The 20,873-nt window shown below is 67.5% G+C and carries 19 protein-coding genes; 6 read left to right on the top strand and 13 right to left on the bottom strand.

What is annotated here, in order from left to right:
* Positions 1-50: 50 nt before the first annotated feature.
* Genes djlA through ABV408_RS00740 form a run of 4 tightly spaced genes read right to left on the bottom strand, consistent with a single transcriptional unit; the run spans position 51 to position 4,030 of the window.
* Complete coding sequence (djlA, locus tag ABV408_RS00755) at positions 51-827, bottom strand: co-chaperone DjlA (protein ID WP_353980654.1); 777 nt, start codon at positions 825-827, stop codon at positions 51-53.
* A gap of 10 nt (positions 828-837) precedes the next feature.
* Positions 838-2,850 (bottom strand): 1-deoxy-D-xylulose-5-phosphate synthase, encoded by a 2,013-nt coding sequence (locus tag ABV408_RS00750; RefSeq protein WP_353980653.1) that lies wholly within the window; start codon positions 2,848-2,850, stop codon positions 838-840.
* A gap of 18 nt (positions 2,851-2,868) precedes the next feature.
* Positions 2,869-3,771: a farnesyl diphosphate synthase gene (locus ABV408_RS00745; protein ID WP_353980652.1), complete on the bottom strand. Its 903-nt coding sequence runs from the start codon at positions 3,769-3,771 to the stop codon at positions 2,869-2,871.
* On the bottom strand, positions 3,761-4,030 hold the full coding sequence (locus tag ABV408_RS00740) for an exodeoxyribonuclease VII small subunit (RefSeq protein WP_353980651.1): 270 nt from the start codon (positions 4,028-4,030) through the stop codon (positions 3,761-3,763). The genes ABV408_RS00745 and ABV408_RS00740 overlap by 11 nt, the downstream gene beginning before the upstream one ends.
* A gap of 407 nt (positions 4,031-4,437) precedes the next feature.
* Here ABV408_RS00740 and serA point away from each other — a divergent pair, with 407 nt between their 5' ends.
* Positions 4,438-5,688 (top strand): phosphoglycerate dehydrogenase, encoded by a 1,251-nt coding sequence (gene serA, locus ABV408_RS00735; RefSeq protein WP_353980649.1) that lies wholly within the window; start codon positions 4,438-4,440, stop codon positions 5,686-5,688.
* Positions 5,689-5,818: 130 nt separating this feature from the next.
* Here serA and ABV408_RS00730 read toward each other — a convergent pair whose 3' ends face one another.
* The 6 genes from ABV408_RS00730 to ABV408_RS00705 form a co-directional block, all read right to left on the bottom strand.
* Positions 5,819-6,265 carry a group 1 truncated hemoglobin gene (locus ABV408_RS00730; protein WP_353980648.1) on the bottom strand — a complete coding sequence of 149 codons (447 nt, stop codon included), beginning with the start codon at positions 6,263-6,265 and terminating at the stop codon, positions 5,819-5,821.
* A gap of 13 nt (positions 6,266-6,278) precedes the next feature.
* Positions 6,279-7,148, bottom strand: a complete 870-nt coding sequence (locus tag ABV408_RS00725) for a DUF3034 family protein (RefSeq protein ID WP_353980647.1) — start codon at positions 7,146-7,148, stop codon at positions 6,279-6,281.
* 19 nt (positions 7,149-7,167) lie between these two features.
* Positions 7,168-9,561 carry an EAL domain-containing protein gene (locus tag ABV408_RS00720; RefSeq protein WP_353980646.1) on the bottom strand — a complete coding sequence of 798 codons (2,394 nt, stop codon included), beginning with the start codon at positions 9,559-9,561 and terminating at the stop codon, positions 7,168-7,170.
* On the bottom strand, positions 9,562-10,260 hold the full coding sequence (locus ABV408_RS00715) for a Cupredoxin (protein ID WP_353980645.1): 699 nt from the start codon (positions 10,258-10,260) through the stop codon (positions 9,562-9,564).
* A 327-nt stretch (positions 10,261-10,587) separates the two neighbouring features.
* Positions 10,588-10,767, bottom strand: a complete 180-nt coding sequence (locus tag ABV408_RS00710) for a hypothetical protein (protein WP_106418905.1) — start codon at positions 10,765-10,767, stop codon at positions 10,588-10,590.
* A 124-nt stretch (positions 10,768-10,891) separates the two neighbouring features.
* Complete coding sequence (locus ABV408_RS00705) at positions 10,892-12,958, bottom strand: TonB-dependent receptor (protein WP_353980644.1); 2,067 nt, start codon at positions 12,956-12,958, stop codon at positions 10,892-10,894.
* A 265-nt stretch (positions 12,959-13,223) separates the two neighbouring features.
* Here ABV408_RS00705 and ABV408_RS00700 point away from each other — a divergent pair, with 265 nt between their 5' ends.
* The gene (locus ABV408_RS00700; protein ID WP_353980642.1) at positions 13,224-14,021 is read left to right on the top strand and encodes an SDR family oxidoreductase; all 798 of its coding nucleotides are present in this window, start codon (positions 13,224-13,226) and stop codon (positions 14,019-14,021) included.
* A gap of 214 nt (positions 14,022-14,235) precedes the next feature.
* On the opposite strand, the gene ABV408_RS00695 is transcribed toward ABV408_RS00700, so the two are convergent.
* The 3 genes from ABV408_RS00695 to ABV408_RS00685 all read right to left on the bottom strand — a co-directional run bounded on the left by ABV408_RS00695 (position 14,236) and on the right by ABV408_RS00685 (position 17,588).
* Positions 14,236-15,015: a DUF481 domain-containing protein gene (locus ABV408_RS00695; RefSeq protein WP_353980641.1), complete on the bottom strand. Its 780-nt coding sequence runs from the start codon at positions 15,013-15,015 to the stop codon at positions 14,236-14,238.
* A 481-nt stretch (positions 15,016-15,496) separates the two neighbouring features.
* Complete coding sequence (locus tag ABV408_RS00690) at positions 15,497-16,735, bottom strand: amino acid deaminase (RefSeq protein ID WP_353980640.1); 1,239 nt, start codon at positions 16,733-16,735, stop codon at positions 15,497-15,499.
* Between the two features lie 94 nt (positions 16,736-16,829).
* Positions 16,830-17,588, bottom strand: a complete 759-nt coding sequence (locus tag ABV408_RS00685; protein WP_035476299.1) for an IclR family transcriptional regulator — start codon at positions 17,586-17,588, stop codon at positions 16,830-16,832.
* A 272-nt stretch (positions 17,589-17,860) separates the two neighbouring features.
* On the opposite strand from ABV408_RS00685, the gene ABV408_RS00680 reads away from it, so the two are divergent.
* The 4 genes from ABV408_RS00680 (at position 17,861) to ABV408_RS00665 (ending at position 20,871) form a co-directional block, all read left to right on the top strand.
* Positions 17,861-18,697, top strand: a complete 837-nt coding sequence (locus tag ABV408_RS00680; protein ID WP_207036388.1) for a transporter substrate-binding domain-containing protein — start codon at positions 17,861-17,863, stop codon at positions 18,695-18,697.
* 71 nt (positions 18,698-18,768) lie between these two features.
* Entirely contained in the window at positions 18,769-19,434 is a 666-nt protein-coding gene (locus ABV408_RS00675) for an amino acid ABC transporter permease (protein ID WP_353980639.1), read from the top strand.
* Between the two features lies 1 nt (position 19,435).
* Positions 19,436-20,110, top strand: a complete 675-nt coding sequence (locus ABV408_RS00670; RefSeq protein ID WP_353980638.1) for an amino acid ABC transporter permease — start codon at positions 19,436-19,438, stop codon at positions 20,108-20,110.
* Entirely contained in the window at positions 20,107-20,871 is a 765-nt protein-coding gene (locus ABV408_RS00665; RefSeq protein ID WP_353980637.1) for an amino acid ABC transporter ATP-binding protein, read from the top strand. Before ABV408_RS00670 ends, ABV408_RS00665 begins: the two co-directional genes overlap by 4 nt.
* The last annotated feature ends 2 nt before the right edge of the window (positions 20,872-20,873 follow it).

Raw genomic sequence — 20,873 nt, 5'->3', positions numbered from 1 at the left:
ATCCTATCCAAGCCGGGGCGCGGCGTCGATGCCGGCCGCGACGGGCGGTGTCAGGCGCGGCTCTCGCGCTGCTTGCGGATCACCTCGTAGGCGTTGCTGATCTCCGCAGTGCGCTCCTTGGCCATCTCGCGCATGCTCTCCGGCAGCCCTTTGCCAGCCAGCTTGTCCGGGTGGTTCTCGCTCATCAGCTTGCGATAGGCGCGCTTGACCTCGGCGTCGCTGGCCTCTTCGGAGATGCCCAGCACCCGGTAGGCGTCCTCCAGGCTCTGGCCGCTGCTCGCCTGGCTGCCACCGGCCTGGTGCGGGCCACCGCGCAGCATCGCTTCGATCTGCTGGATCTCGGCTTCCGAGAAGCCCAGGCCACGGGCCACCCGCAGCAGCATGGTGTGCTCGGCTTCGTGCATCTGGCCGTCGGCGGCGATCGCCGCCAGCTGCACCTGCAGGAAGACCTGCAGCAGCGCGCGCTGGCCGCCGGTGACCCGGCGGATGGTGGCGACCTCGGCGTCGAGATCGAACTCGGGGCTCTTGCCCCGGTTGAACGCCGCCTTGGCCCGCTCGCGCATCTCGCCACTGAGGTGCAGGCGATCGAACAGCATCTCCGCGGTGCGAATCTCGTCGTGGGTGATGTGGCCGTCGGCCTTGCAGATACAGCCCATCACCGCAAAGGTGGATTCGAGAAACTGGTGCTGGATGCCCACCACCCGCCCCACCACGGATTGGCGCAGCTTGCGGCTGATCCACCAGCCGATCCCGGCCCCGATCAGAAGACCCGGCAGCTTGCCGGCGAGGTAGCCGATGAAGGCGCCGATCAGAATGGCAATAGACATGGAAGTCCTATCAGTTGTCGTTGAGGTTCAGGCGAGCGCGGATCGCCGCTTCGATCCCGGCGGCATCCAGGCCGCAGTCACGCAGCAGCTCGGCGGGCTTGCCGTGCTCGACGAAGGCATCGGGGATGCCCAGATTGAGCACCGCCGGCATCAGCCCCTCCGCCGCCAGCAGCTCGTTGACCCCGCTGCCGGCGCCGCCGGCGACCACGTTCTCCTCCAGGGTGACCAGCAGCTCGTGGGTCTGCGCCGCGGCGACGATGGCGTCGCGATCCAGCGGCTTGACCGAGCGCATGTTGAGGTGTGTCGCCCCGAGTCGCTCGGCGACCTCGGCCGCCGGCGTGTTCAGGCTGCCGAAGGCGAGCAGCGCCACGCGCTCGCCCTCGCGCCGGGTCTGCGCGCGGCCGATCGGCACCTGCGCCTCGAGATCCTGGGGCAGTTCGCTGCCGGGGCCGGTGCCCCGGGGATAGCGCACCGCCGCCGGGCCGGGGTGGTGGTAGGCGGTGGTGAGCATGGCGCGGCACTCGGCCTCGTCCGCCGGCGCCAGAATCACCAGACCGGGCACACAGCGCAGATAGGAGAGATCCAGCGCGCCGTGGTGGGTCGGGCCGTCTTCGCCCACCAGCCCGGCACGGTCGATGGCGAAAGTGACATCCAGGTGCTGCACCGCGACGTCGTGCACCAGCTGATCATAGCCGCGCTGCAGGAAGGTCGAGTAGATCGCCACCACCGGCTTCATCGCCTCGCAGGCCATGCCGGCAGCCAGGGTCACCGCGTGCTGCTCGGCGATCGCCACGTCGTAGTAGCGCTCGGGATAGGTCTGCGAGAAACGGATCAGGTCGGAGCCTTCGCGCATCGCCGGCGTGATACCGATCAGGCGCGTGTCCGCCGCCGCCATGTCGCACAGCCAGTCGCCGAAGACGTTGCAATACTTGCGCGGTTTCGGGCGCAACATCTCTTCGCTGCGCGGTTTCGGGCGCAAAATGTCCTCGCTGCGCGGCTGCGGGCGCGATGCATCGTCGGGCTTGGACGTCGAGGCTGCCGCGGCGGGCGGGCGCTCGGCGTCGACCCGCGGCGGCGCCGGCGGCTTGCGCTCGAGCTTGGTGATGGCATGAAAGCCGATCGGGTCGGCCTCGGCGGGCCGGAAGCCACGCCCCTTGCGCGTGCGCACATGAAGAAACTGCGGCCCCTCCTGATCACGCAGCGCCTCCAGCGCCTGGTTGAGCGCCGCCAGGTCGTGGCCGTCGATGGGGCCGATGTAGTGAAAGCCCATCTCTTCGAACAGCGTGGCCGGGCTGATCATGCCCTTGACGTGCTCCTCGGTGCGCCGCGCCAGCTCCAGCGCCCCGGGCAGGTGCGAGAGTACCCGCTTGCCGTTCTCGCGCACCGCCGCATACGGCTTGCTGGTGAGAATGCGGGTCAAGTAGCTGGCCATGCCGCCGACATTCTCGGAGATCGACATCTCGTTGTCGTTGAGCACCACCAGCAGGTTGGCCTTGACGTGGCCGGCGTGCGCCAGCGCCTCGAAGGCCATACCGGCGGTCAGCGCGCCGTCGCCGATCACCGCGCAGGCGCGGCGCTTCTCGCCCTTGGCACGGGCGCTCAGGGCCATGCCCAGCGCGGCCGAGATCGAGGTGCTCGAGTGGCCCACGCCGAAGGTGTCGTAAGGCGACTCCTCGCGCCGCGGAAAGGCCGCCAGGCCGCCGTACTGACGAATCCCGGTGAGCGCGTCGCGGCGCCCGGTGAGGATCTTGTGCGGATAGGCCTGGTGGCCGACATCCCACACCAGGCGGTCGTGGGGGGTCTGCAGCGCGCGGTGCAGCGCCACCGTGAGTTCGACCACGCCGAGCCCGGCGCCGAAATGGCCGCCGCTGACACCGACGCTGTAGAGCAGGTAGGCGCGCAGCTCGTCGGCGACCTGGCGCAGCTGCGCCAGCGTCATCCGGCGCAGCCCGGCCGGCGCATCGAGCGTGTCGAGCAGCGGCGTCAACGGGCGCTGCGTGGGGATCTCGTCGAACAGCTTCATAGAATAGGTCGTTACCGGTCAGTGATCGCGATCGATCATGAAACGGGCCAGCCACGCCAGCGGCGCGCCCGCGTCACCCAGCGGCGCCAGCGCCGCGAGGGCTTCGTCGAGGAGCTCGCGGGCCCGCGCCTGGGCGCGCTCCAGCCCCAGCAGCGCAGGATAGGTCGGCTTGTCGCGGTGCGCATCGGCGCCCGAGGTCTTGCCCAGGGTCTGGGTATCGCCGGTGACGTCGAGCACGTCGTCGTGGATCTGAAACGCCAGCCCGATGGCCGCGGCGTAGCGGTCGAGCGCCGCTACCCGCGGGTCGCTCTCGGCCACCGCCACCAGCGCCCCCAGACGTACCCCGGCACGGATCAGCGCACCGGTCTTGTGCTGGTGCATCGCCTGCAGCGCGGCGAGGTCGAGCGGTGTGCCCACCGCGGCAAGATCGATCGCCTGCCCCGCCGCCATGCCGTCACGGCCGGCGGCCTGGGCCAGGGTAGTGACGAGCGCGGCGAGGCGCGGATGCTCGCGCGAGGCGAGCACCTCGAAGGCCAGCGTCTGCAGGGCGTCGCCGGCGAGGATCGCCAGCGGCTCGTCGAAGGCGCGGTGCACCGTGGGCCGGCCGCGGCGCAGGTCATCGTCGTCCATCGCCGGCAGATCGTCGTGAACCAGCGAGTAGGCGTGGATCATTTCCAGCGCGGCGGCGGCGGGGTCGAGCGCATCGGTCTGCGCCCCCAGCGCCTGTCCGGCGAGATAGACCAGCACCGGGCGCAGCCGCTTGCCACTGCCGAGCACGCTGTAGCGCAGCGCCTCGTCGAGTGCCGCCGACACCCCCGGCGAGCGCTCCAGCCAGGCCGCCAGCACCTGCTCGCTGCGCGCCCGCGCGGCGGCGACGGCGGCTTCCGGCGGCGCCTGTTCGAGCACGCGCTCAGGGCTCATTCGGCGGCTCTCCAGTGGTCTCGAACGGTACCGACTGCAGCGTGCCGTCGGCCTGTTCGAGCAGCGCCTGCACCTTGAGCTCGGCGCCATCGAGGCGGCTCTGGGCGTCGCGGGTCAGACGGATGCCGCGCTCGAAGGCGGCCAGTGAGGCTTCCAGCGTCAGTTCGCCGGATTCGAGCTGCGCCACCAGCCGCTCCAGTTGAGTCAGCGTGGTGGCGAAGTCCTGGGGAACGTCCTGTTCGGCCATCTTGTCAGACATGGTGCACTCATAGCGTCGCTCCCAGAGCCTCGCGCGGGCGCGGGCGGGAGCCGGGTCGAGGGCGCGGCGGCCAAGCCACCGGCACCAAGCGAAAACGGTCTTCGAGTATACACCGCCGCCCCCGGGGGTCGTCTGCCCTCGGGGTGAAATCGTCGCGCTGCTTGCGCATTGTCGGCGTCGCTTCGGCCCCGTCTCGGGTGCCTGCCACGACACGCTCACGATTGCACGGCATTCATGTCTGCGTGCGTCATTTTCATCCTCACCCGCGACGTCTGTGTTACGCTATGCGCCCGCCGGCGGCGGCCTCCCGACAATGTGTGAGCTCGCGCGACGTCCGCTTTCGCCGACGGATTTCCCATCACCGCGACGCGCTCGCGACAAGCCGATGAAGAAAGGTTGATCCCCCAATGGCCAAGACGTCTCTGGACAAGAGCAAGATCAAGTTTCTGCTGCTCGAGGGCATTCATCAGTCCGCCGTGGATTCGCTGCTCAATGCGGGCTACACCAACATCGAAACGCTCTCCACGTCGCTCAGCGAAGAAGAGTTGATCGACAAGATCCGTGACGTCCACTTCATCGGCATCCGCTCGCGCACGCAGCTCACCGAGCGGGTCTTCGCTGCCGCCGAGAAGCTCACCGCGGTAGGCTGCTTCTGCATCGGCACCAACCAGGTCGACCTCGACGCCGCCCTGGCACGCGCGATCCCGGTATTCAACGCGCCCTTCTCCAATACCCGCTCGGTGGCCGAGCTGGTGCTGGCCGAGACCATCATGCTGCTGCGCGGCATCCCGGAGAAGAACGCCCGCGCCCATCAGGGCGGCTGGCTCAAGTCGGCCAAGAACTCCCACGAGGCGCGCGGCAAGACCCTGGGGATCGTCGGCTACGGCAGCATCGGCGCGCAGCTCTCGGTGCTCGCCGAATCCCTCGGCCTCGACGTGATCTACTACGACGTGGTCACCAAGCTGGCGCTGGGCAACGCCCGCCAGGTGGGTAGCCTCGAAGAGCTGCTGGCACGCGCCGACGTGGTCAGCCTGCACGTGCCAGACCTGCCCGCCACCCGCTGGATGATCGGCGCCGAGCAGATCGCGCTGATGAAGCAGGGTGGCATTCTGATCAACGCCTCGCGCGGCTCGGTAGTCGAGATCGAGCCGCTGGCACAAGCGCTCCAGAGCGGCAAGCTGCTGGGCGCGGCGATCGACGTCTTCCCGGTCGAGCCCAAGGGCAGCAACGAGGAGTTCGTCTCGCCGCTGCGCGGTCTGGAGAACGTGATCCTGACCCCGCACATCGGCGGCTCGACGCTGGAAGCCCAGGAGAACATCGGCATCGAAGTGGCCGAGAAGCTGGTCACCTACTCCGACAACGGCACCACCATCACCTCGGTCAACTTCCCCGAGGTGGCGCTGCCCTCGCACCCGGACAAGCATCGCCTGCTGCACATCCACGAGAACGTGCCCGGGGTGCTCTCGGAGATCAACCGCGTGCTGTCGGAGAACGGGATCAACATCGCCGGCCAGTTCCTGCAGACCAACGACAAGGTCGGCTACGTGGTGATCGACGTCGACAAGGCCTACGGCCCGCAGGCGCTCGACGCGCTCAAGCAGGTCAACCATACCGTGCGCCTGCGCGTGCTCTACTCCGAGACCGACTATCGCGCCTGATCCCGCTCATCGCGCCCGAGGCTCGGCGCTTGTTGCCAGACCTTCTGATGATGGGCGCAGGCTAAGTCCATCTCTTCAGATCCGAGGCCCGCGCCACCCGGCGCGGGCCTCGGTGCATCTGGCCGACGCTTCACTGATAGCGCATGATCGCGGCGTGCTGCGCCGCCAGCCGTTTGAGCAGCTGGTTGCGTGCAGAAGCGGAGATCGGCTGGTCGAGCAGCGTCGCCTGGAGCACATCGACCAGGCGGTTGAAGTCGGCCTCACGAATGCCCATGTGCTGGTGCGCCTTGTCCATCGGCGCGCCGCGGTAGACACAGGGGCCATCGCTGACCACGCACAGGTAGTCCTGCAGCGAGCCGACGAAGTAGTCGATGTTGGTGTTGGCGAAGAACGCCACCAGCTCGGGATCATCGGCGAGGCGATAGGTGAAGTCTTCGACGATGGCGTGAATGCCCTGCTCACCGCCGAGCTTTTGATAGAGGGTCGGCGCGGGCTGTGGCGGCGAGGCGGCACAGCCGCTCAGGAGCAGCGCCAGCAGCGCCGCTGCCCAGCGCCCACGTGAGTGAATGGGATACATCACAGGCTCCCCGTCAAAGCGCCAATTGCAGCGAGAGATAGCCGCCGCGCTGGTTCTCGAGCCCGGCGATATCACCGAGATCGAGCCAGGCACCGGTCAGCGAGAGGTGGCGGGTCAAGAACAGCGCGGTGAAGACATCCTGCCACGCCTGCTCCTCGGCAAAGCCGAGGTTGTCCGGCTTCTGCCGATACTCCACCCCGACCAGCCAGGCCGGGGTCAGGAACACCCCCAGCGAGCCCTCGGCCACCAGCGAGCGCCCACTGTCGCGATCACCGCCGAAGCCGAGCAGCCCGCCCTGATTGGCGCGGGTCGAGCGCAGCGTCAGGTTGGCCAGCAGATTGCGCCCGGCCACCGCGTCGAAGAACAGCTTGCTGCCGGCCAGATAGAGATCGTTGCCCTGGGTCGCCTCGGCGCCCACGGCACGCGCCAGCGCCTGCCCCTGGTCGAGCCGCTTGTGCTGCACGCCAATGCTCCAGCTGCCCCAGGGGTGGTAGAGCGGATCACCGAACAGGCGCAGCTTGGCGCCGTAGATCTCCTGCTCGAGCACGCCGCCCAGGGTGTCGAGCGCCAGCCGCTGGCGGGCGTAGGAGACTTCCACCCGGTCGTGCCAGTTGAGCCCGATCCCGCGCACGCGCAGGCCGTAGTCGTCCAGCCACGCCTCGCTGGCAGCCACGCTCACCGCCACCTCGGTATCGCTGGCGGTGCCGACGAGCACGCCCCAGGGCGACAGCCCGCCACCGGCGGCCCCCTCGATCTGAGTCACGCCACCAGTGCCCAGCAGGCGGCTCCCGGCCTGTGCCGGCGTCGCCAGCGCGGTAGCAGCGGCCAGCGCAGTGGCACCCACCGACAGGCGCCGCAGCCAGCGGCGTAGGCGTCTCGCCATCAGGCGTCTCCTCGCAAGGTCATGGTGTCGAGGGCTCGGGCGGGCGCAGAGGCCGGCGCACGCCGGGCGGATAGGCGGCGATCCACTCGGCCACGGCGGCCGCGGGCAGCGGACGCGAGATGCCGTAGCCCTGCAGATAGTCGCAACCCAGCTCGACCAGCAGCGCCCTTGCGGCGTCGGTCTCGACACCCTCGGCGACCACCTCGAGCCCCAGGTTGTGGCCGAGCTCGATCGTCGAGTGCACGATGATGCGGTCGTCGGAGTGCTGATCGAGCTTGAGAATGAAGGATTTATCGATCTTGAGCTGGCGTACCGCCAGGTGCTTGAGCTGGCCCAGCGAGGAGTAGCCGGTGCCGAAATCGTCGATCGCGGTGCTGGCGCCGCGCCGCGACAGCTCGGCCAGCACCCGGCGCGACACCTCCGGGTCGGAGATGATCGCACTCTCGGTCACTTCCAGCCCCAGCCGGGCCGGGTCCAGACCATACGCGGCCAGCGCCTGATCGAGCCGCTGCGGCAGCGCCGGATCGATGACGTCCTGCGCCGACAGGTTCACCGCCACCGCCAGGCACAACCCCTCCTCGGCTTCCCAGGCGGCCAGCTGTCGACACACCGTGCTCAACATCCAGCCGGTCAGCTGGGAGATGATCCCGGCGCTCTCGGCCAGGGTGATGAACTCGTCCGGCGGAATGAAGCCGAACTCCGGATGCTGCCAGCGCATCAGCGCCTCGAGCTCGACCAGCGCGCCGTCGGCAGCGGCGATCTTGGGCTGGTAGGCCATGCTCAGCTGCCCCCGCTCGGCCGCCAATTGCAGATCGCGCACCAGCGTCAGCTCACGCAGACGCTTCTCGTCCTGCCCTTCCACATAGCGCAGATAGCCGAGCCGTTGCTGCTTGGCCATGTCCATGGCCACCTCGGCCCGCCGCAGCAACAGAAGGGCATTGCACCCGTGCTCGGGGAAGTTGACCTTACCGTAGACGAGCTGCAGGCGCAGCGGCGATTGCTCGAGCTCGATCGGCTGCGCCAGCCCCTCGCGCAGCGAGGTCAGCCAGTGGGCATCGACGGCCGCCGAGTCGACCAGCAGCAGGAACTCATCGCCCCCAAGGCGATAGGCGTGGCGCACCGGTGCCGGATAGGTGGCAAGACGCTTCGCCAGTTGGCAAAGCGCCTGATCGCCGACAGCGTAACCGAAGGTGTCGTTGATATGGCGGAAACCGCAGATCGACATTCGCAGCAGCGTGAACGGGTATCCCGCCGCGACCGCCTCGGTGATGTCCTGCTGCGCCGAGTGGCGGTTGGCCAGCCCGGTGAGCTGATCGCGACGCGCCTGATTGCGCTGCTGGCGCTCGCGGTCATCGATATCGTTCTGCATCGCCGCCAGGGTGCGCCCGAGCAGGCCGATCTCGCCGCCGCTGTCGGTCGGGACGTCGGCGACCCGCTCGCCGCGGCCGATCCCTTGGGCCACTCGGGCCAGCCGTATCAATGGCCGTGACATGCTGCGCGCACTGAAGGCGGCGACCAGCGCGGTCAGCGCCAGCGTCACGGCAAAGATCGCCGCTAGCCGCCAACCGAGCGCCTGGAATACCGCCAGCAGATCCGCACGCGAGTGCTCTACCACGGCATAGACCTGGCCCCGACCTGCGTCAGTGGCGATCTCGGAGGTCATCAGCGGCGAGGCGCGCACCAGCGCGTCCAGCCCGGTGTCGACGCCGCTGTGGTGAAGATATTCGCCGCGCGCCAGATCCGCGCGCAGCGCGCTCACCGCCGCGGGTGGCGCCTGGGACAGCGCGCCGGCGACATAGCCCTTCATATCGCCCGCCGCATCCGGCGCCTGATCCGCGCTGCTCACCAGAAAACTGACCTGCAGCCGGGTCAAGCGGCCGATCTCCTCGGCCAGCGGCGTGTCGAGCAAGAACCCCATGCCGACCCAGCCGATCAGGTTGGGCGCCCGCACCGGCAGCATGACGAACTGATAGGGTCGCTGGTCCTGCAGCACCACACCGGTCGCTTCGCCGGCCTGGCGCACCTGGCGCCATAGCCGCGGGAACGGCATCGGCGTGCCCGGGGCGTGGTGGCTGCTGACCACGATGGTGCCGTCCGGCGCCGCCAGCAGCACCATATTGGCCCCCACCCGCTCGCCGTGATTGGCCAGTACGCTGGCCAGCGTGCCTTGGTCCTGGGAGGCGATCGCACTCCTGAAACCGAAGTCCGAGGTCAGAATACCGACGCTGTCGCGCAGCTGCTTGCCGCGCTCGTCGAGCAGCTGGCGCATCACCCCGAGCCCCACCTCCAGCTCGCGCCCGCCCTTGTGCATGACATCGCGATGGATGGTGCCCAGGGTGGCGACGGCGGCGACCAGCTGGGCTACGGCCATCACCGCCAGCATGATCAGCAACAAGCGCCGACGGAATGACATTCAGTGAGCCTGCGTCTGTTCGAGCGCGCGCTGGAAGCGTTGCTGCAGCGCCGAGGGCTCGGGTACCGAGGGCAGACTCGCCGCGAGGGTAAGCGCTACCTGGCGCGTTTCCTCGGCGCCGATCTCGCCCTCCCACCATGCGAGATGCGTATCCTCCAGGCGGGGGTGCCACACGCGCAGTCGGTGCCGCCCCGGGGGCAGCGTGAACGCGGCGCGGCCATCTTCAGCGGTCAGCGCGCGATAGGGGGCCTCGCTGACCACGATGAAGGCCTCCATCGCATCATGGATATTGCAGCCGAGCACGACCACGCCTGCGCGATCGAAACGCACTGGCGGCGGCGTCTCCTGCAGATAGAGATCGAGGCTGAACGGGTGCGCCGGCGAGAAGGAGTAGACCTGATGGCGGGTGGTGTCGCGATTGGGAAAGCTGACCTCGGCACCCACCGGTACCAGCAGCACGTGCGGGATGAACGTGGCATGGCGCTGCACGACCTGGTGGCCACTGGCGGCCGTGCGAACCGCCCCCGTCGTGGACGGCGCGTAGATCTCGATCACCGCCTGGCTGAGCGTTGCGCCGGTGGCAGCATCGGTGACTTGCAACTGGGCGCTGGCGGCGGGGGCCGCCCACGCCAGCAGCACCAGCCACAGGGCCGCCAAGGGCGCGCTCAGGGTCCAGCGATGCGAAAAGGTCGGGCACATCTCGGCGCTCTCGATCGGCCGCGACACGCGGGCGTCGCGGCCAGCCGCCGATCATGCCCGCGCATCGCCAGCCTCAAGGGGGTGGCAGTACGTAGAACGTCTATCGGCGACTCGATCTTGAACTTTACTTCGCCCCCATCGCGTGCCGCGCAAGCACGCGCGCTATGAGGGTGTTTACAAATTCGGCGAGCGAAGGCAAGACAAGGCAAAATCGGTCGAAAAAGCGGAATTTACACGGGGTAAATGAGCATTTTGAGGCCGATTTTAACGCCGTATTGCCGAGCGCAGGCATTTTGTAAACACCCTCTAACACGGCGTGACAGGCGATCAGGGCAGCTCGCCGCTCCCCTCCTGCCCGCGGGTGGCATCCGCCGGATTGGCGGTGGGGCCATCCTGGGGTACGCCGGGCTGGACCTCGCGCTGGCCATCGGCGTAGGTGTTGACGGTACAGCCGGCCAGCAGCGACAAGAGCAGCGCAGCCAAGGCGAAAGAGAGTAGATGACGCATGATGAGTTCCTCGTGATCCCGCCGGGCACAGCCAGGGCGGCCCGGTGTCGTTATGATGGCGCTCGAGAAGCGCTGGGTGAATCGCCGAACGGGACGCCATTCACGGCGCCCGTGCCGTTGTGCCTCAGAAATCCAGGCCAATACCAGCATAGACCGTTCGCCCTGGCGCCGGCTCGAAGTAGCGCGCGTTGCTGGCGTTGATGCGCACGTTGGCATAGTGCTCCACCGCGAACAGGTTGCGCACACCGACATAGGTCTTGAGCCAGGTGTCGCCACCGAGATGCCAGCCGTCGCCGCCGCGCAGATTGACCAGCCAGTAGTCGCCGACCGTCACATCGCCGGCGTTATCCGCCACCATATCGCCCACGTACTGGGTCTCGACGCTGGCGAAACGCTTGCCTACCCCCTCCCAGCTCAAACGGTTGACCCAGGTCTGCTGCGGCAGGCCGGGGATGCGCTTGCCGTCGTAGCGACCCTGGGTATCGGAGAAATGGTCGAAGTGGTAGCGCGCCAGCGTCAGGGCGCTGTCGAGGCGCCAGTCAGGGGTGAACTGCCAGCCGAGCGCGACTTCGAGGCCATCGCGCTCGCTGTCACCGGCGTTCTGGTAGAAGGTACGCCCGGACTCGCCCTCGTAGGGCACCAGCTCGTCGCGCACCCGCACCGAGAACAGCGCGACGTCGTAGTCGACGCCGTTGGCGAAGCTGCCGCGCGCGCCCAGCTCGCGGCTCCATGCCTTCTGCGGCTCGATATCGCCGTTGAAGCCGCCGGCGCCGCTGGGGTTGGCGAACTCGGAGAAGGTCGGCGTCTCGTAGGCGGTGGCGGTGTTGGCATAGAGCTGATGGTTGGCACGGTAGCGGTAGCTGATACCCGCACTGGTGCTCCACTGATCGAAGGTCCGCTCGCCGCTGTCATCGCCGTCCTCGTTGGCGGGGTCGATATAGGCGTCGTCGATCTTCATCCGGACCCGGTCGTAGCGCCCGCCGAGGGAGAGCGTCCAGCGCTCGTCGAGGTCGAGATCGCCCTGCACGAAGGCCCCCAGCGAGGTCGCCGTCTGGGTCTCGTCGGCCGCCGTACCGGTGACCTCGCCGCTGAAGGCGACGTTCTTGCGTCCACGGTCGTCGCGCTGATGCGCGACATCGACCCCGGCGACATAGCGCAGCGGCATCTGCGCCAGATGCACGGTCTGGTGATACTCGGCGCTGCCGCCATAGTAGTCACGCTGATAGTCGATCAGGCTGTCGCCGGGATAGGGCAGCTGCTGCCCGAAGTCGCGGCGCAGATAGAAGCCCTTGAGATAGAGCGCCCCGGGCCCCGCCGAGAGATCCTCGTACTGCAGGCCGAGTACCTGCTGATCGACGTTCTGGCCGGTGTCGTACTTCTCGGTGAAGGCCCCGGCCTGATCGCGATCGGCATGCACCTGCGCCCGGGTCAGCCCGCCCGGATCCTCGGACTCGGGATTGTCGAGCAGATTGACGATGGCGGTGAGCGCACGGTCGCTACCCAGCTCGCGGCGCAGCTTGGCATTGAGCAGATACTTCTCGGTGGCGCTGTGGTCACGGTAGCCCGAATAGTCGAGGGCGGAGAGGCTGACATGGTGCGACCAGGGGCCATTGACCCCGCCGTTGCTCACCGCGTACTTGCGATAGCCGTGGCTGCCCCCCTCCATACGAATGTGGCTACCCGGATCGTCGCGCCCATCCGCCGTGGTCACGCTGATCACCCCACCGGCGGCATTGCCGTACTGCACTGCGGCCGGCCCGCGGATCACCTCGATGCGTTCGGCGCTGTCGAGATCGATGGCATCGAGCTGGGCCTGGCCGTCGGGCAGCGTATAGGGGATACCGTCGACCATCACGGTGATACCGCGCACACCGAAAGGCGCCCGCGCGCCGAAACCGCGGATGGCGATGCGCTGCCCCTGGGCGAAGTTGTTGCGGTTCTGCAGATAGAGCCCGGGGACGAGGTCGAGCGACTCGTCCAGCCTGACCCGCTGCTGGCCCTGCTGGATCGCTTCGCGGTCGACCACGGAGACGGCCGCCGGCGTGGCGTAGAGCTCCCGCGCCAGGCGCGGCGCGGTTACCTCGATGACCGGCCGGGCCTCGGACGCGGCACTGCCCGCCTGAGCCAGCGCCCCCAGCGGCACGAGCAGCACCCCGGCACCGAGCGTCCGGGAGAGAATTCGGATTGTCATGGCGTTCCCTGCGAGATCCCCCGTCATGGCGCGACGACGGCGCCGCCTGCAGACGATGCCTGGCGGCGACCACTGTGCGGGGGTGTCTGGTGATGATGGCGAGAAGCGCACACTATGCCGCAGCCAGCCAGGGCTGACAAAACCGGGTTGGCGCCGCACGCCAATCGTGACCATGCTCAAGGCTCGGGTGTCGTCGCCTGTGCGGCGGCGCCATCTTCTGCAAGTTCGTCGTCTACAAGTGCATGGTCTGCAAGGAGGCAAACACATGGATCTCGCCATCAGCGGCAAGACCGCACTGGTGACCGGCGCCCAGGGCGGTATCGGTCTGGCGACCGCGCGGCGGCTCGCCGCCGAGGGCGTCAACCTCGTTCTCAGTGATATCGACGCCGAGGCGCTCGAGGCGGCGGCCGCCGATCTCGACGGCGCAACGCTCTGCGTCACCGCCGATGTCACCGATCAGGCCCAGGTCGATGCCCTCGTCGCCCGCGGCCGCGAACGCTTCGGCCATATCGACATGGTGGTCCACGCCGCCGGCATCACCGGCGCCAAGGGCGACCCGCTGACCCTGCCGGACGCCGATTACGAAGAGGCGTGGCAGATCGACTTCTTCTCCGCGGTGCGTCTGGCACGCGCGACCATCCCGGCGATGCGCGAGCAGGGCTGGGGGCGCTTCATCTGTCTCACCTCGGAGAACACCGTACAGCCCTACTGGGAGGAGGCGGTCTACAACACCGCCAAGGCGGCGCTGAGCGCCTTCATCAAGAACCTCTCCTACCGCGAGGCGGCGCACGGGGTGCTGTGCAACACCGTGGCACCGGCGTTCATCGCCTCGCCGATGACCGATGGCATGATGCACCAGCGCGCCAAAGCGCTGAACTGCTCGTTCGACGAGGCGGTGGCGAGCTTTCTCGACGAGGAGCGCCCGGGCATCGTCGCCAAGCGCCGCGGCGAGGCGGACGAAGTCGCCTACATCATCGCCATGCTGCTCTCCCCCCACGCCTCCTTCGTCAACGGCAGCAATCTGCGCGTCGATGGCGGAGCGGTGATGTCGGTACAGAACTGACTTCCAAACCCTCTGACGATGGGCGCCGGATAAGCCCACGTCGCCTGGTGGTTGTGAAGGGCGTTCTTAGAGGGTGTTTACAAAGTCGGCGAGCGAAGGCAAGACAAGGCGAAATCGGCCGAAAAAGCGGAGTTTACGAGGAGTAAATGAGCATTTTGAGATCGATTTCAACGCCGTATTGTCGAGCGCAGACATTTTGTAAACACCCTCTCAGTCACATGTGGTAGACCAGCGACACCCCGGTGGTGGTGTCGGTCTGGCTGGAGGCCCCCGGCGGCGGGTTGTCGTTGAAGTCGGCCTCGTAGGAGAGCTTGAGCGCCAGGTCGTCGTTCATCGCCACGACCAGCGCCGTCTCGGAGCGCCCGATGATGTTCTCGCGCGACGACTCGGTGGCCAGCGTCTGAGTGAAGCGCGAGTTCTCGGAGAACTGCCAACCGTAGTCCAGTCCGGCATAGAACAGCGCCAGATCGTCACTGCCGTCGCCGGTGTATTCGTCGTGACGCACCCCGGGGCCGACCTCGACCGAGAGCGAATGCGGCGGTCCCTCGAGGAGTTGGCGGCCATAGCCACCGATCAGTGTGCTCTGCGAGTCATAACCTGAGAAACGGTCCTTGTCCCAGCGCGCCAGCCCGAACAGATAGTTGGCGCGGGAAAGGTTGTAGCGCGTGCGGCCCTGGACGAAATACTCCTCGGCGGAGGTCTCGTCATCGTCGCTGGCGCTCCTGGCCCCCAGCTTCAAGTTGTAGGACCAGGGCGCATCGAACCAGGTCATGTCGGCGCCGGCCCGCAGGCTCTCGCTGTGGCTGTTGCCGCTGATCTTGTGATAGCCCAGCTCGGCCTGCCCTTCGAATGGCTTCTCGGCCTCGGCCGGATTGTCCAGCGCGTCGAAATCCTCGAGCTGGGCCTGGGCGCCGCCGGCCAGTGCCAGCAGCCCGGCGCCCAGCAGCCACTGCCGGGCCCGCATCAGCGTCTTCGCTCGTCCTTGATGAATCACGTACGCCTCCTTATCTGACTGCCATGAACTCTCCTGCCGGCAAGCACCTGCTGCCCGGCAGGCAGATCGCCACTACCCACGCGCCCAGTGGCAGGGCGGGCGAAAACGGGAGATATAGACCACCAAAGTTGTAGAAGGTGCGGCAGAAACCAGGGTGTGTACGAAAAGGCGGCAAGCGTGAACAGTTTTCGTACAAAGCCGAGCGTGAACGGCGCGGCGAGCCGGCCGTGCGGCTGGGGCAAAAAAATGGCGAGCCGATGGCTCGCCAAGCTTCCGTCTGTGAATAAGGTCTCTTACCCGACGGAAGAGCGCTCGGGTGGGCCACCACCGCAGCGGGCGATGGCCCCAAGTAGAGAGGCGTCGACGTCGGGCAGGGGGCACCGGCATCGCTCGCCGTGTGCCAAGTTAAGCGAGCGGGATGCTGGCGTCAATATTTATGGAAAGGATTTCCAATTTTGTGATGCAGCATGTCGGCGTGGCATCAGAAGCAGGTTTCCAGAGCCCCCTCGACGTTCAGGTCGGCATCCACCAGCAGCAGGCGGCGCCACTTGTCGAAGGTCAGACAGGGGTGCGAGGTGCCGAAGGCGATCACGTCGCCCACCGCGATCTCGGCCCCGGCGGGCAGCTCGAGGAACAGGTGCTGATCCATGATGTGCACGCTGCGCCACCCCTCGATCTCGCACGGCGTCGCTTGGCCCTGCGGATAGCGGCGCAGGGCGATGGGCAGATCCGGCTCGTGACCGATGTCGCGCTTGCCCAGGGCGACGATCGCACGCCCCGGCTCGGGCAGCGACTGCACCTGGGCGAACACCTCCAGTGCCGGCTGCAGTTCGCCCGCCAGCCCCGGATGGCGCGACTTGATCTCGGCCATGGCGCCGGCATAGAGCTTGTGGTCGTGGACCACGTAGCAGCCGGGGCGCAGCACCGGGGTGTAGTGCTGGCGCAGCTCGGCGCGGTCGAAACCCTCGGCGATCAGGTCGAACCACTTGGAGCCCGAGGCGGTGACGATCGGTGCCTCCCGTGCCAGCGCACCACTCTCGCGCAGGCTGCGTACCGTCTCCACCAGTCGCGCGGCGTAGGCACGTACCGCCGCGACCTCGTCGACACCGTGGATCAGCCCCTCGTAGCCCTCGACCCCCACCAGCGCCAGCGCCGGCTCGGCCGCGATCGCCGCCACCACCGCCGCGACCTGGTCAGCGTCGCGACAGCCGCAGCGCCCGCCGGCCACGCCCAGCTCCACCAGCACCTGCAGACGCAGCCCACGGGCGGCGAAGAAGGCACCCAGCGCACGCACGTTGTCGACCCCGTCCACCACGCAGTAGTAATCCAGCCCCGCGGCGATGGCATCCGCCACCAGCGCCATATTGGGCTCACCGATCAGCTGATTGACCATCAGCACGCGCTCGATGCCGTGGGCGTGTGCCGCCGCCGTCTGCACCGCGGTGGCCAGGGTGATCCCCCAGGCCCCCGCCGCCAGCTGACGCTTGAACAGCTCAGGCGCCATGGTGGTCTTGCCGTGGGGCGCCAGCTCGGCGCCGTGGTCGGCGGCGAAGCGCTGCATCCAGGCGATGTTGTGGGCCAGCGCCGGCGCCAGCACGGCTGCCGCCGGCAGCGGTACGTCGCGCAGCAGCTTGGCCGGCGTCGACGCGCCGTAGGGCGTGCCCTTCTCGATCACGGGGACACTGCTGGTCACGGAAACAGGACTGGGCGAGTGGTGCATGACGGGCCTCCGGAGGCAGAGCGAAAGATGCCAGAGAAAAAGATGACAACACGGGAAGAGAACCAGCGGCGCCGGCGCACGCCGGCCCCCCGGTTCAGTCGCCGTGGGACAGCGTCGCGGCGGCCTCGCGCAGGGCCTCGACGAGGGTCTCACGGCGTGCCTGATCGGCATTGCGCCCCACGGTGAAGCAGAGCGTCGCCCGGGCGATGGTATCGCCCTCGTGAATCGGTACCGCCATGCAGCAGGCGAAGCTGTCCACCAGCCCTTCGGTGAGCGCATAGCCGCGCTGGCGCGTGTGTTCGATCTCGGCGAGGAAGGCATCGATATCGATCTGTTCACCGCTGGGCAGCACGAAATCGGCCTCTGGCACCAGCCCCAGGATCACCTCCCGCGACATGCCGCCGAGCAGCACGCGTCCCGATGCGGTCCACGGGATCGGCACCTTGACCCCGACCTCGGAACTGATCCGAAACGGCCGCGCCCCGTTCTCGTTGAGCATGACGGTGTACTTGTCGCCGTCGAGCATGCACAGCTGCGCGGTCTCGTCGAAGCGCGCCGAGAGCTGGCGCATCACCGGCCGCGCCCGGCGCAGCAGATCGTTGTGGTCGGCGTAGTCGAGACCGAAGTAGTGCATCGCCCGGCCGAAGAAGATACGCCCGTCGCTGCCGGTCTCCAGCCAGCCGGCCTCGCTGAGCAGATTGATCAGCTCGTAGACGCTGGAGCGCGGCGCGCCGGTGGCCGCCATCAGCTCCTTGGGCGTCATCGGTTCGCGATGCAGATGCAGCTGCTCGCACAGCGAGATGACGCGGTCGATGCCGCGCGCCCGGGACGTCGATGTCGTGGATTGACGCATATCACCTCTTCGTTGGCCGGCATGAAAGGCCAGGATACCCAGACGCTGATCGTCAGGATAAGCCCCTCTTGCGCGGCGGACTGGAATGCGCGCAGTATAGATTTATCCGGTAAACCAGACAACAGTCCGAAATATCGGACGATTGATCGTTTCAGACAGCCGATCATTTCAGACAAACAGGGACGCCGGATCGCAGCCGCACACAGCAGCCGCACACAGCAGCCGCAAACAACATCAGCCGCAAACAACAGCAACAACAGGTGAGCCTACCCATGACAACGATCCACAAGATGCTGGGCGCCATCTCGGTATTCGCCCTCTCCTCGATGAGCGTCGCCGACGTGCACGCCGACACCCTGCAGGACGTACTCGCGCGCGGTGAGCTGATCGTCGGCACCGGCAGCGCCAATCCGCCCTGGCACTTCACCCAGAATGGCCAGACCGTCGGCTTCGATGCCGATATCGGCCATATCCTGGCCCAGGGGCTGTTCAACGATCCCAGCAAGGTGCGCTTCGTCAATCAATCTTCCGATGCGCGCATCCCCAACCTGCTGACCAACAAGGTCGATATCTCCTGCCAGGCGATGACCGTGACCGCGGCGCGTGCCCAGCAGGTCGCGTTCACCGTGCCCTACTACCGCGAAGGCGTCGGCCTGTTGATGCTCGACGGCGGCGACTATGCCGACTTCGCCGCGCTCAAGGCGGCCGGCAGCGACATCACGGTGGCGGTGCTGCAGAACGTCTACGCCGAGCAGATGGTGCATCAGGCCCTCCCCGAGGCGAAGGTGGACCAGTACGAGAGCCAGAACCTGATCTATCAGGCGCTCAACTCGCACCGCGCCGACGCCGTGGCCACCGACCTCTCCACGCTGAAGTGGTACATGAAGAACAACAGCGGCCGCTATACCGACGCCGGCTACGCCTGGAATCCGCAGTCCTACGCCTGCGCGGTCTCGCCGGACGACGCGCGCTGGCTGCAGTTCGTCAACACCACCCTCGAGCAAGCGATGAACGGGGTCGAGTTCGAACGCTACGCTGCGGCTTTCGAGCAGTGGTTCGGCGAGCGCCCGCCGGCGCCCGAGACCGGTTTCCCCAGCGAGATGCGCTGAACTCCGGGACCCCCGCGCCAGCGTCTGGCGCGGGGGTCTGTCCTCGAATCGCCGCCGGTGAATGAACTGTCATGAGCTATCACTTCAACTTCGCCCCGATCCTGGCGCAGTGGCCGCTGCTGCTGAGCGGTATCGGGCTGGGCCTGCTGCTGGCGCTGGTCTCCATCGCGATCGGCTCGCTGCTGGGGCTGGTCGTCGCCTTCGCCACCCGGGCACCGAGCCGCTGGCTGGCAAGCCTCGCCTTCGCCTGGATTTCGGTCCTGCGCAATCTGCCGATCCTGGTCATCGTGCTGTTCCTGTTCTTCGGTATGCCCCAGCTGGGCCTGTCGCTGGACAAGATCAGCAGCTTCATCGTCGCGCTGTCGCTCTACACCAGCGCCTACATGGCCGAGGTCTTCCGCGCCGGGCTGCTGAGCGTGCCACCGGGTCTGATCGAGGCGGGCCAGGCGATCGGCCTGACCCGGTCGCGCATCCAGCGCGATATCGTGCTGCCGATCATGTTCCGCAACGCACTGCCGGCGTTCGGCAACAACTTCGTCTCGCTGTTCAAGGACACCTCGCTGGCCGCCACCATCGCGGTGCCGGAGCTGACCTACTATGCGCGCAAGATCAACTCCGAGACCTTCCGCGTGATCGAGGTGTGGCTGGTCGCCTCGCTGCTCTACATCGTCTGCTGCTACGCCATCACGCTGATTCTGCGAGCGCTCGAGAAGCGCCTGGTCCTGGAGGCGAACTGAGATGCAGTGGGACTACTTCCTCAACCAGGTGATCAGCCATCGGGATGCGCTGCTGCAGGGCACCGCGATCACTATCGGCGTCTCGCTGTCGGCCATCGTCGCGGGCACGCTGCTGGGCATCGCGATCGGGGTCGCCGTGACCTACGGCATCAAGCCGCTGCGCTGGCCGGCGCGCGTCTACATCGACATCATCCGCGGCACGCCGGTGCTGGTCCTGGTGCTCGCCACTTTCTATATCTCCTCCGCCGTGGGCCTCGACTTGGGCGCCTTCCAGGCCGGGGTGCTGGCACTGACGCTGTTCTGCGCCTCGCATGTCGGCGAGATCCTGCGCGGTGCTCTGCAGGCGCTGCCGCGTGGGCAGATCGAAGCCGGCCGCGCCATCGGTCTCACCTTCGCTGGCATCTTCCGCCACATCCTGTTCCCCCAGGCGCTGCGCTACGCGCTGCCAACCTGGATCACCGCCGCGGTGGAGATGGTCAAGGCGTCCACGCTGCTCTCCGTGATCGGCGTCGCCGAACTGCTGCTCACCACCCAGCAGATCATCAGCAACAATTTTCTCAACATGCAGTTCTACCTGCTCGCGGGGTTGATCTACTTCCTGATCGATTTCGCCATCGAGCAGGTCGGACGCTACGTCGGCCGGCGCCTCGACCGCCCCGCCAGGAGAACGACATGACTCCCATCGTGGAAGTGCGCGCGCTGCACAAGCGCTTCGGTGAACTCGAAGTGCTCAAAGGCATCGACCTCGTGGTGAACGAGGGCGACGTGGTCTCCATCATCGGCGCCAGCGGCTCGGGCAAGACGACTCTGCTGCGCTGCCTCAACCTGCTCGAGGAGTTTCACCAGGGCGAGGTGCGGATCGGCGGCGAGAGCATCGGCTATCGCCAGCGCAACGGCCAGCGCGTGCGCGCCAGCGAGCGCGAGATCGCCGGCCAGCGGGCGATGACCGGCATGGTGTTCCAGGCGTTCAACCTGTTTCCGCACATGAGCGCGCTGGACAACGTCACCCTCGGCCTCACCCGGGTGCGCGGCATGTCCCGGCGTCAGGCGGTGGAGCTGGCCGACCACTGGCTGGAGCGGGTGGGCATGCTGGAGCGCCGCGATCACCGCCCCGCCCAGCTCTCCGGCGGTCAGCAGCAGCGGGTCGCGATCGCCCGCGCCATCGCCATGAATCCGCGCGTGATGCTGTTCGACGAAGCGACCTCGGCGCTCGACCCGGAGCGGGTCGGCGAGGTGCTCGAGACCATTCGCAGTCTCGCCCAGGAGGGCATGACCATGGTGCTGGTCACCCATGAGATGCGCTTCGCCCGCGATGTCTCCGACAAGGTGGTGTTCATGGATGGCGGCCGCATCGCCGAGCAGGGCCCGCCCGCGACGCTGTTCTCGACCCCCGAGTCACCGCGACTGCAGGCGTTTCTCAAGACCTCGTCACTGTGACC

This window comes from Salinicola endophyticus (assembly GCF_040536835.1).
GTDB classification, from domain to species: Bacteria; Pseudomonadota; Gammaproteobacteria; order Pseudomonadales; family Halomonadaceae; genus Salinicola; species Salinicola endophyticus_A.
Note: the sequence above shows the minus strand (reverse complement) of the source record. Positions and strands in the feature narration are given on the sequence as shown.

Excerpts from the sequence above, each read along its gene's own strand:
- ABV408_RS00670 (WP_353980638.1), top strand. The coding sequence starts at position 19,436 with ATGCAGTGGGACTACTTCCTCAACCAGGTGATCAGCCATCGGGATGCG.
- ABV408_RS00745 (WP_353980652.1), bottom strand. The coding sequence starts at position 3,771 with ATGAGCCCTGAGCGCGTGCTCGAACAGGCGCCGCCGGAAGCCGCCGTC.
- ABV408_RS00700 (WP_353980642.1), top strand. The coding sequence starts at position 13,224 with ATGGATCTCGCCATCAGCGGCAAGACCGCACTGGTGACCGGCGCCCAG.
- serA (WP_353980649.1), top strand. The coding sequence starts at position 4,438 with ATGGCCAAGACGTCTCTGGACAAGAGCAAGATCAAGTTTCTGCTGCTC.
- ABV408_RS00680 (WP_207036388.1), top strand. The coding sequence starts at position 17,861 with ATGACAACGATCCACAAGATGCTGGGCGCCATCTCGGTATTCGCCCTC.
- ABV408_RS00675 (WP_353980639.1), top strand. The coding sequence starts at position 18,769 with ATGAGCTATCACTTCAACTTCGCCCCGATCCTGGCGCAGTGGCCGCTG.
- ABV408_RS00710 (WP_106418905.1), bottom strand. The coding sequence starts at position 10,767 with ATGCGTCATCTACTCTCTTTCGCCTTGGCTGCGCTGCTCTTGTCGCTG.
- ABV408_RS00690 (WP_353980640.1), bottom strand. The coding sequence starts at position 16,735 with ATGCACCACTCGCCCAGTCCTGTTTCCGTGACCAGCAGTGTCCCCGTG.
- ABV408_RS00685 (WP_035476299.1), bottom strand. The coding sequence starts at position 17,588 with ATGCGTCAATCCACGACATCGACGTCCCGGGCGCGCGGCATCGACCGC.
- ABV408_RS00750 (WP_353980653.1), bottom strand. The coding sequence starts at position 2,850 with ATGAAGCTGTTCGACGAGATCCCCACGCAGCGCCCGTTGACGCCGCTG.
- djlA (WP_353980654.1), bottom strand. The coding sequence starts at position 827 with ATGTCTATTGCCATTCTGATCGGCGCCTTCATCGGCTACCTCGCCGGC.
- ABV408_RS00705 (WP_353980644.1), bottom strand. The coding sequence starts at position 12,958 with ATGACAATCCGAATTCTCTCCCGGACGCTCGGTGCCGGGGTGCTGCTC.
- ABV408_RS00665 (WP_353980637.1), top strand. The coding sequence starts at position 20,107 with ATGACTCCCATCGTGGAAGTGCGCGCGCTGCACAAGCGCTTCGGTGAA.
- ABV408_RS00720 (WP_353980646.1), bottom strand. The coding sequence starts at position 9,561 with ATGTCATTCCGTCGGCGCTTGTTGCTGATCATGCTGGCGGTGATGGCC.
- ABV408_RS00715 (WP_353980645.1), bottom strand. The coding sequence starts at position 10,260 with ATGTGCCCGACCTTTTCGCATCGCTGGACCCTGAGCGCGCCCTTGGCG.
- ABV408_RS00725 (WP_353980647.1), bottom strand. The coding sequence starts at position 7,148 with ATGGCGAGACGCCTACGCCGCTGGCTGCGGCGCCTGTCGGTGGGTGCC.
- ABV408_RS00730 (WP_353980648.1), bottom strand. The coding sequence starts at position 6,265 with ATGTATCCCATTCACTCACGTGGGCGCTGGGCAGCGGCGCTGCTGGCG.
- ABV408_RS00740 (WP_353980651.1), bottom strand. The coding sequence starts at position 4,030 with ATGTCTGACAAGATGGCCGAACAGGACGTTCCCCAGGACTTCGCCACC.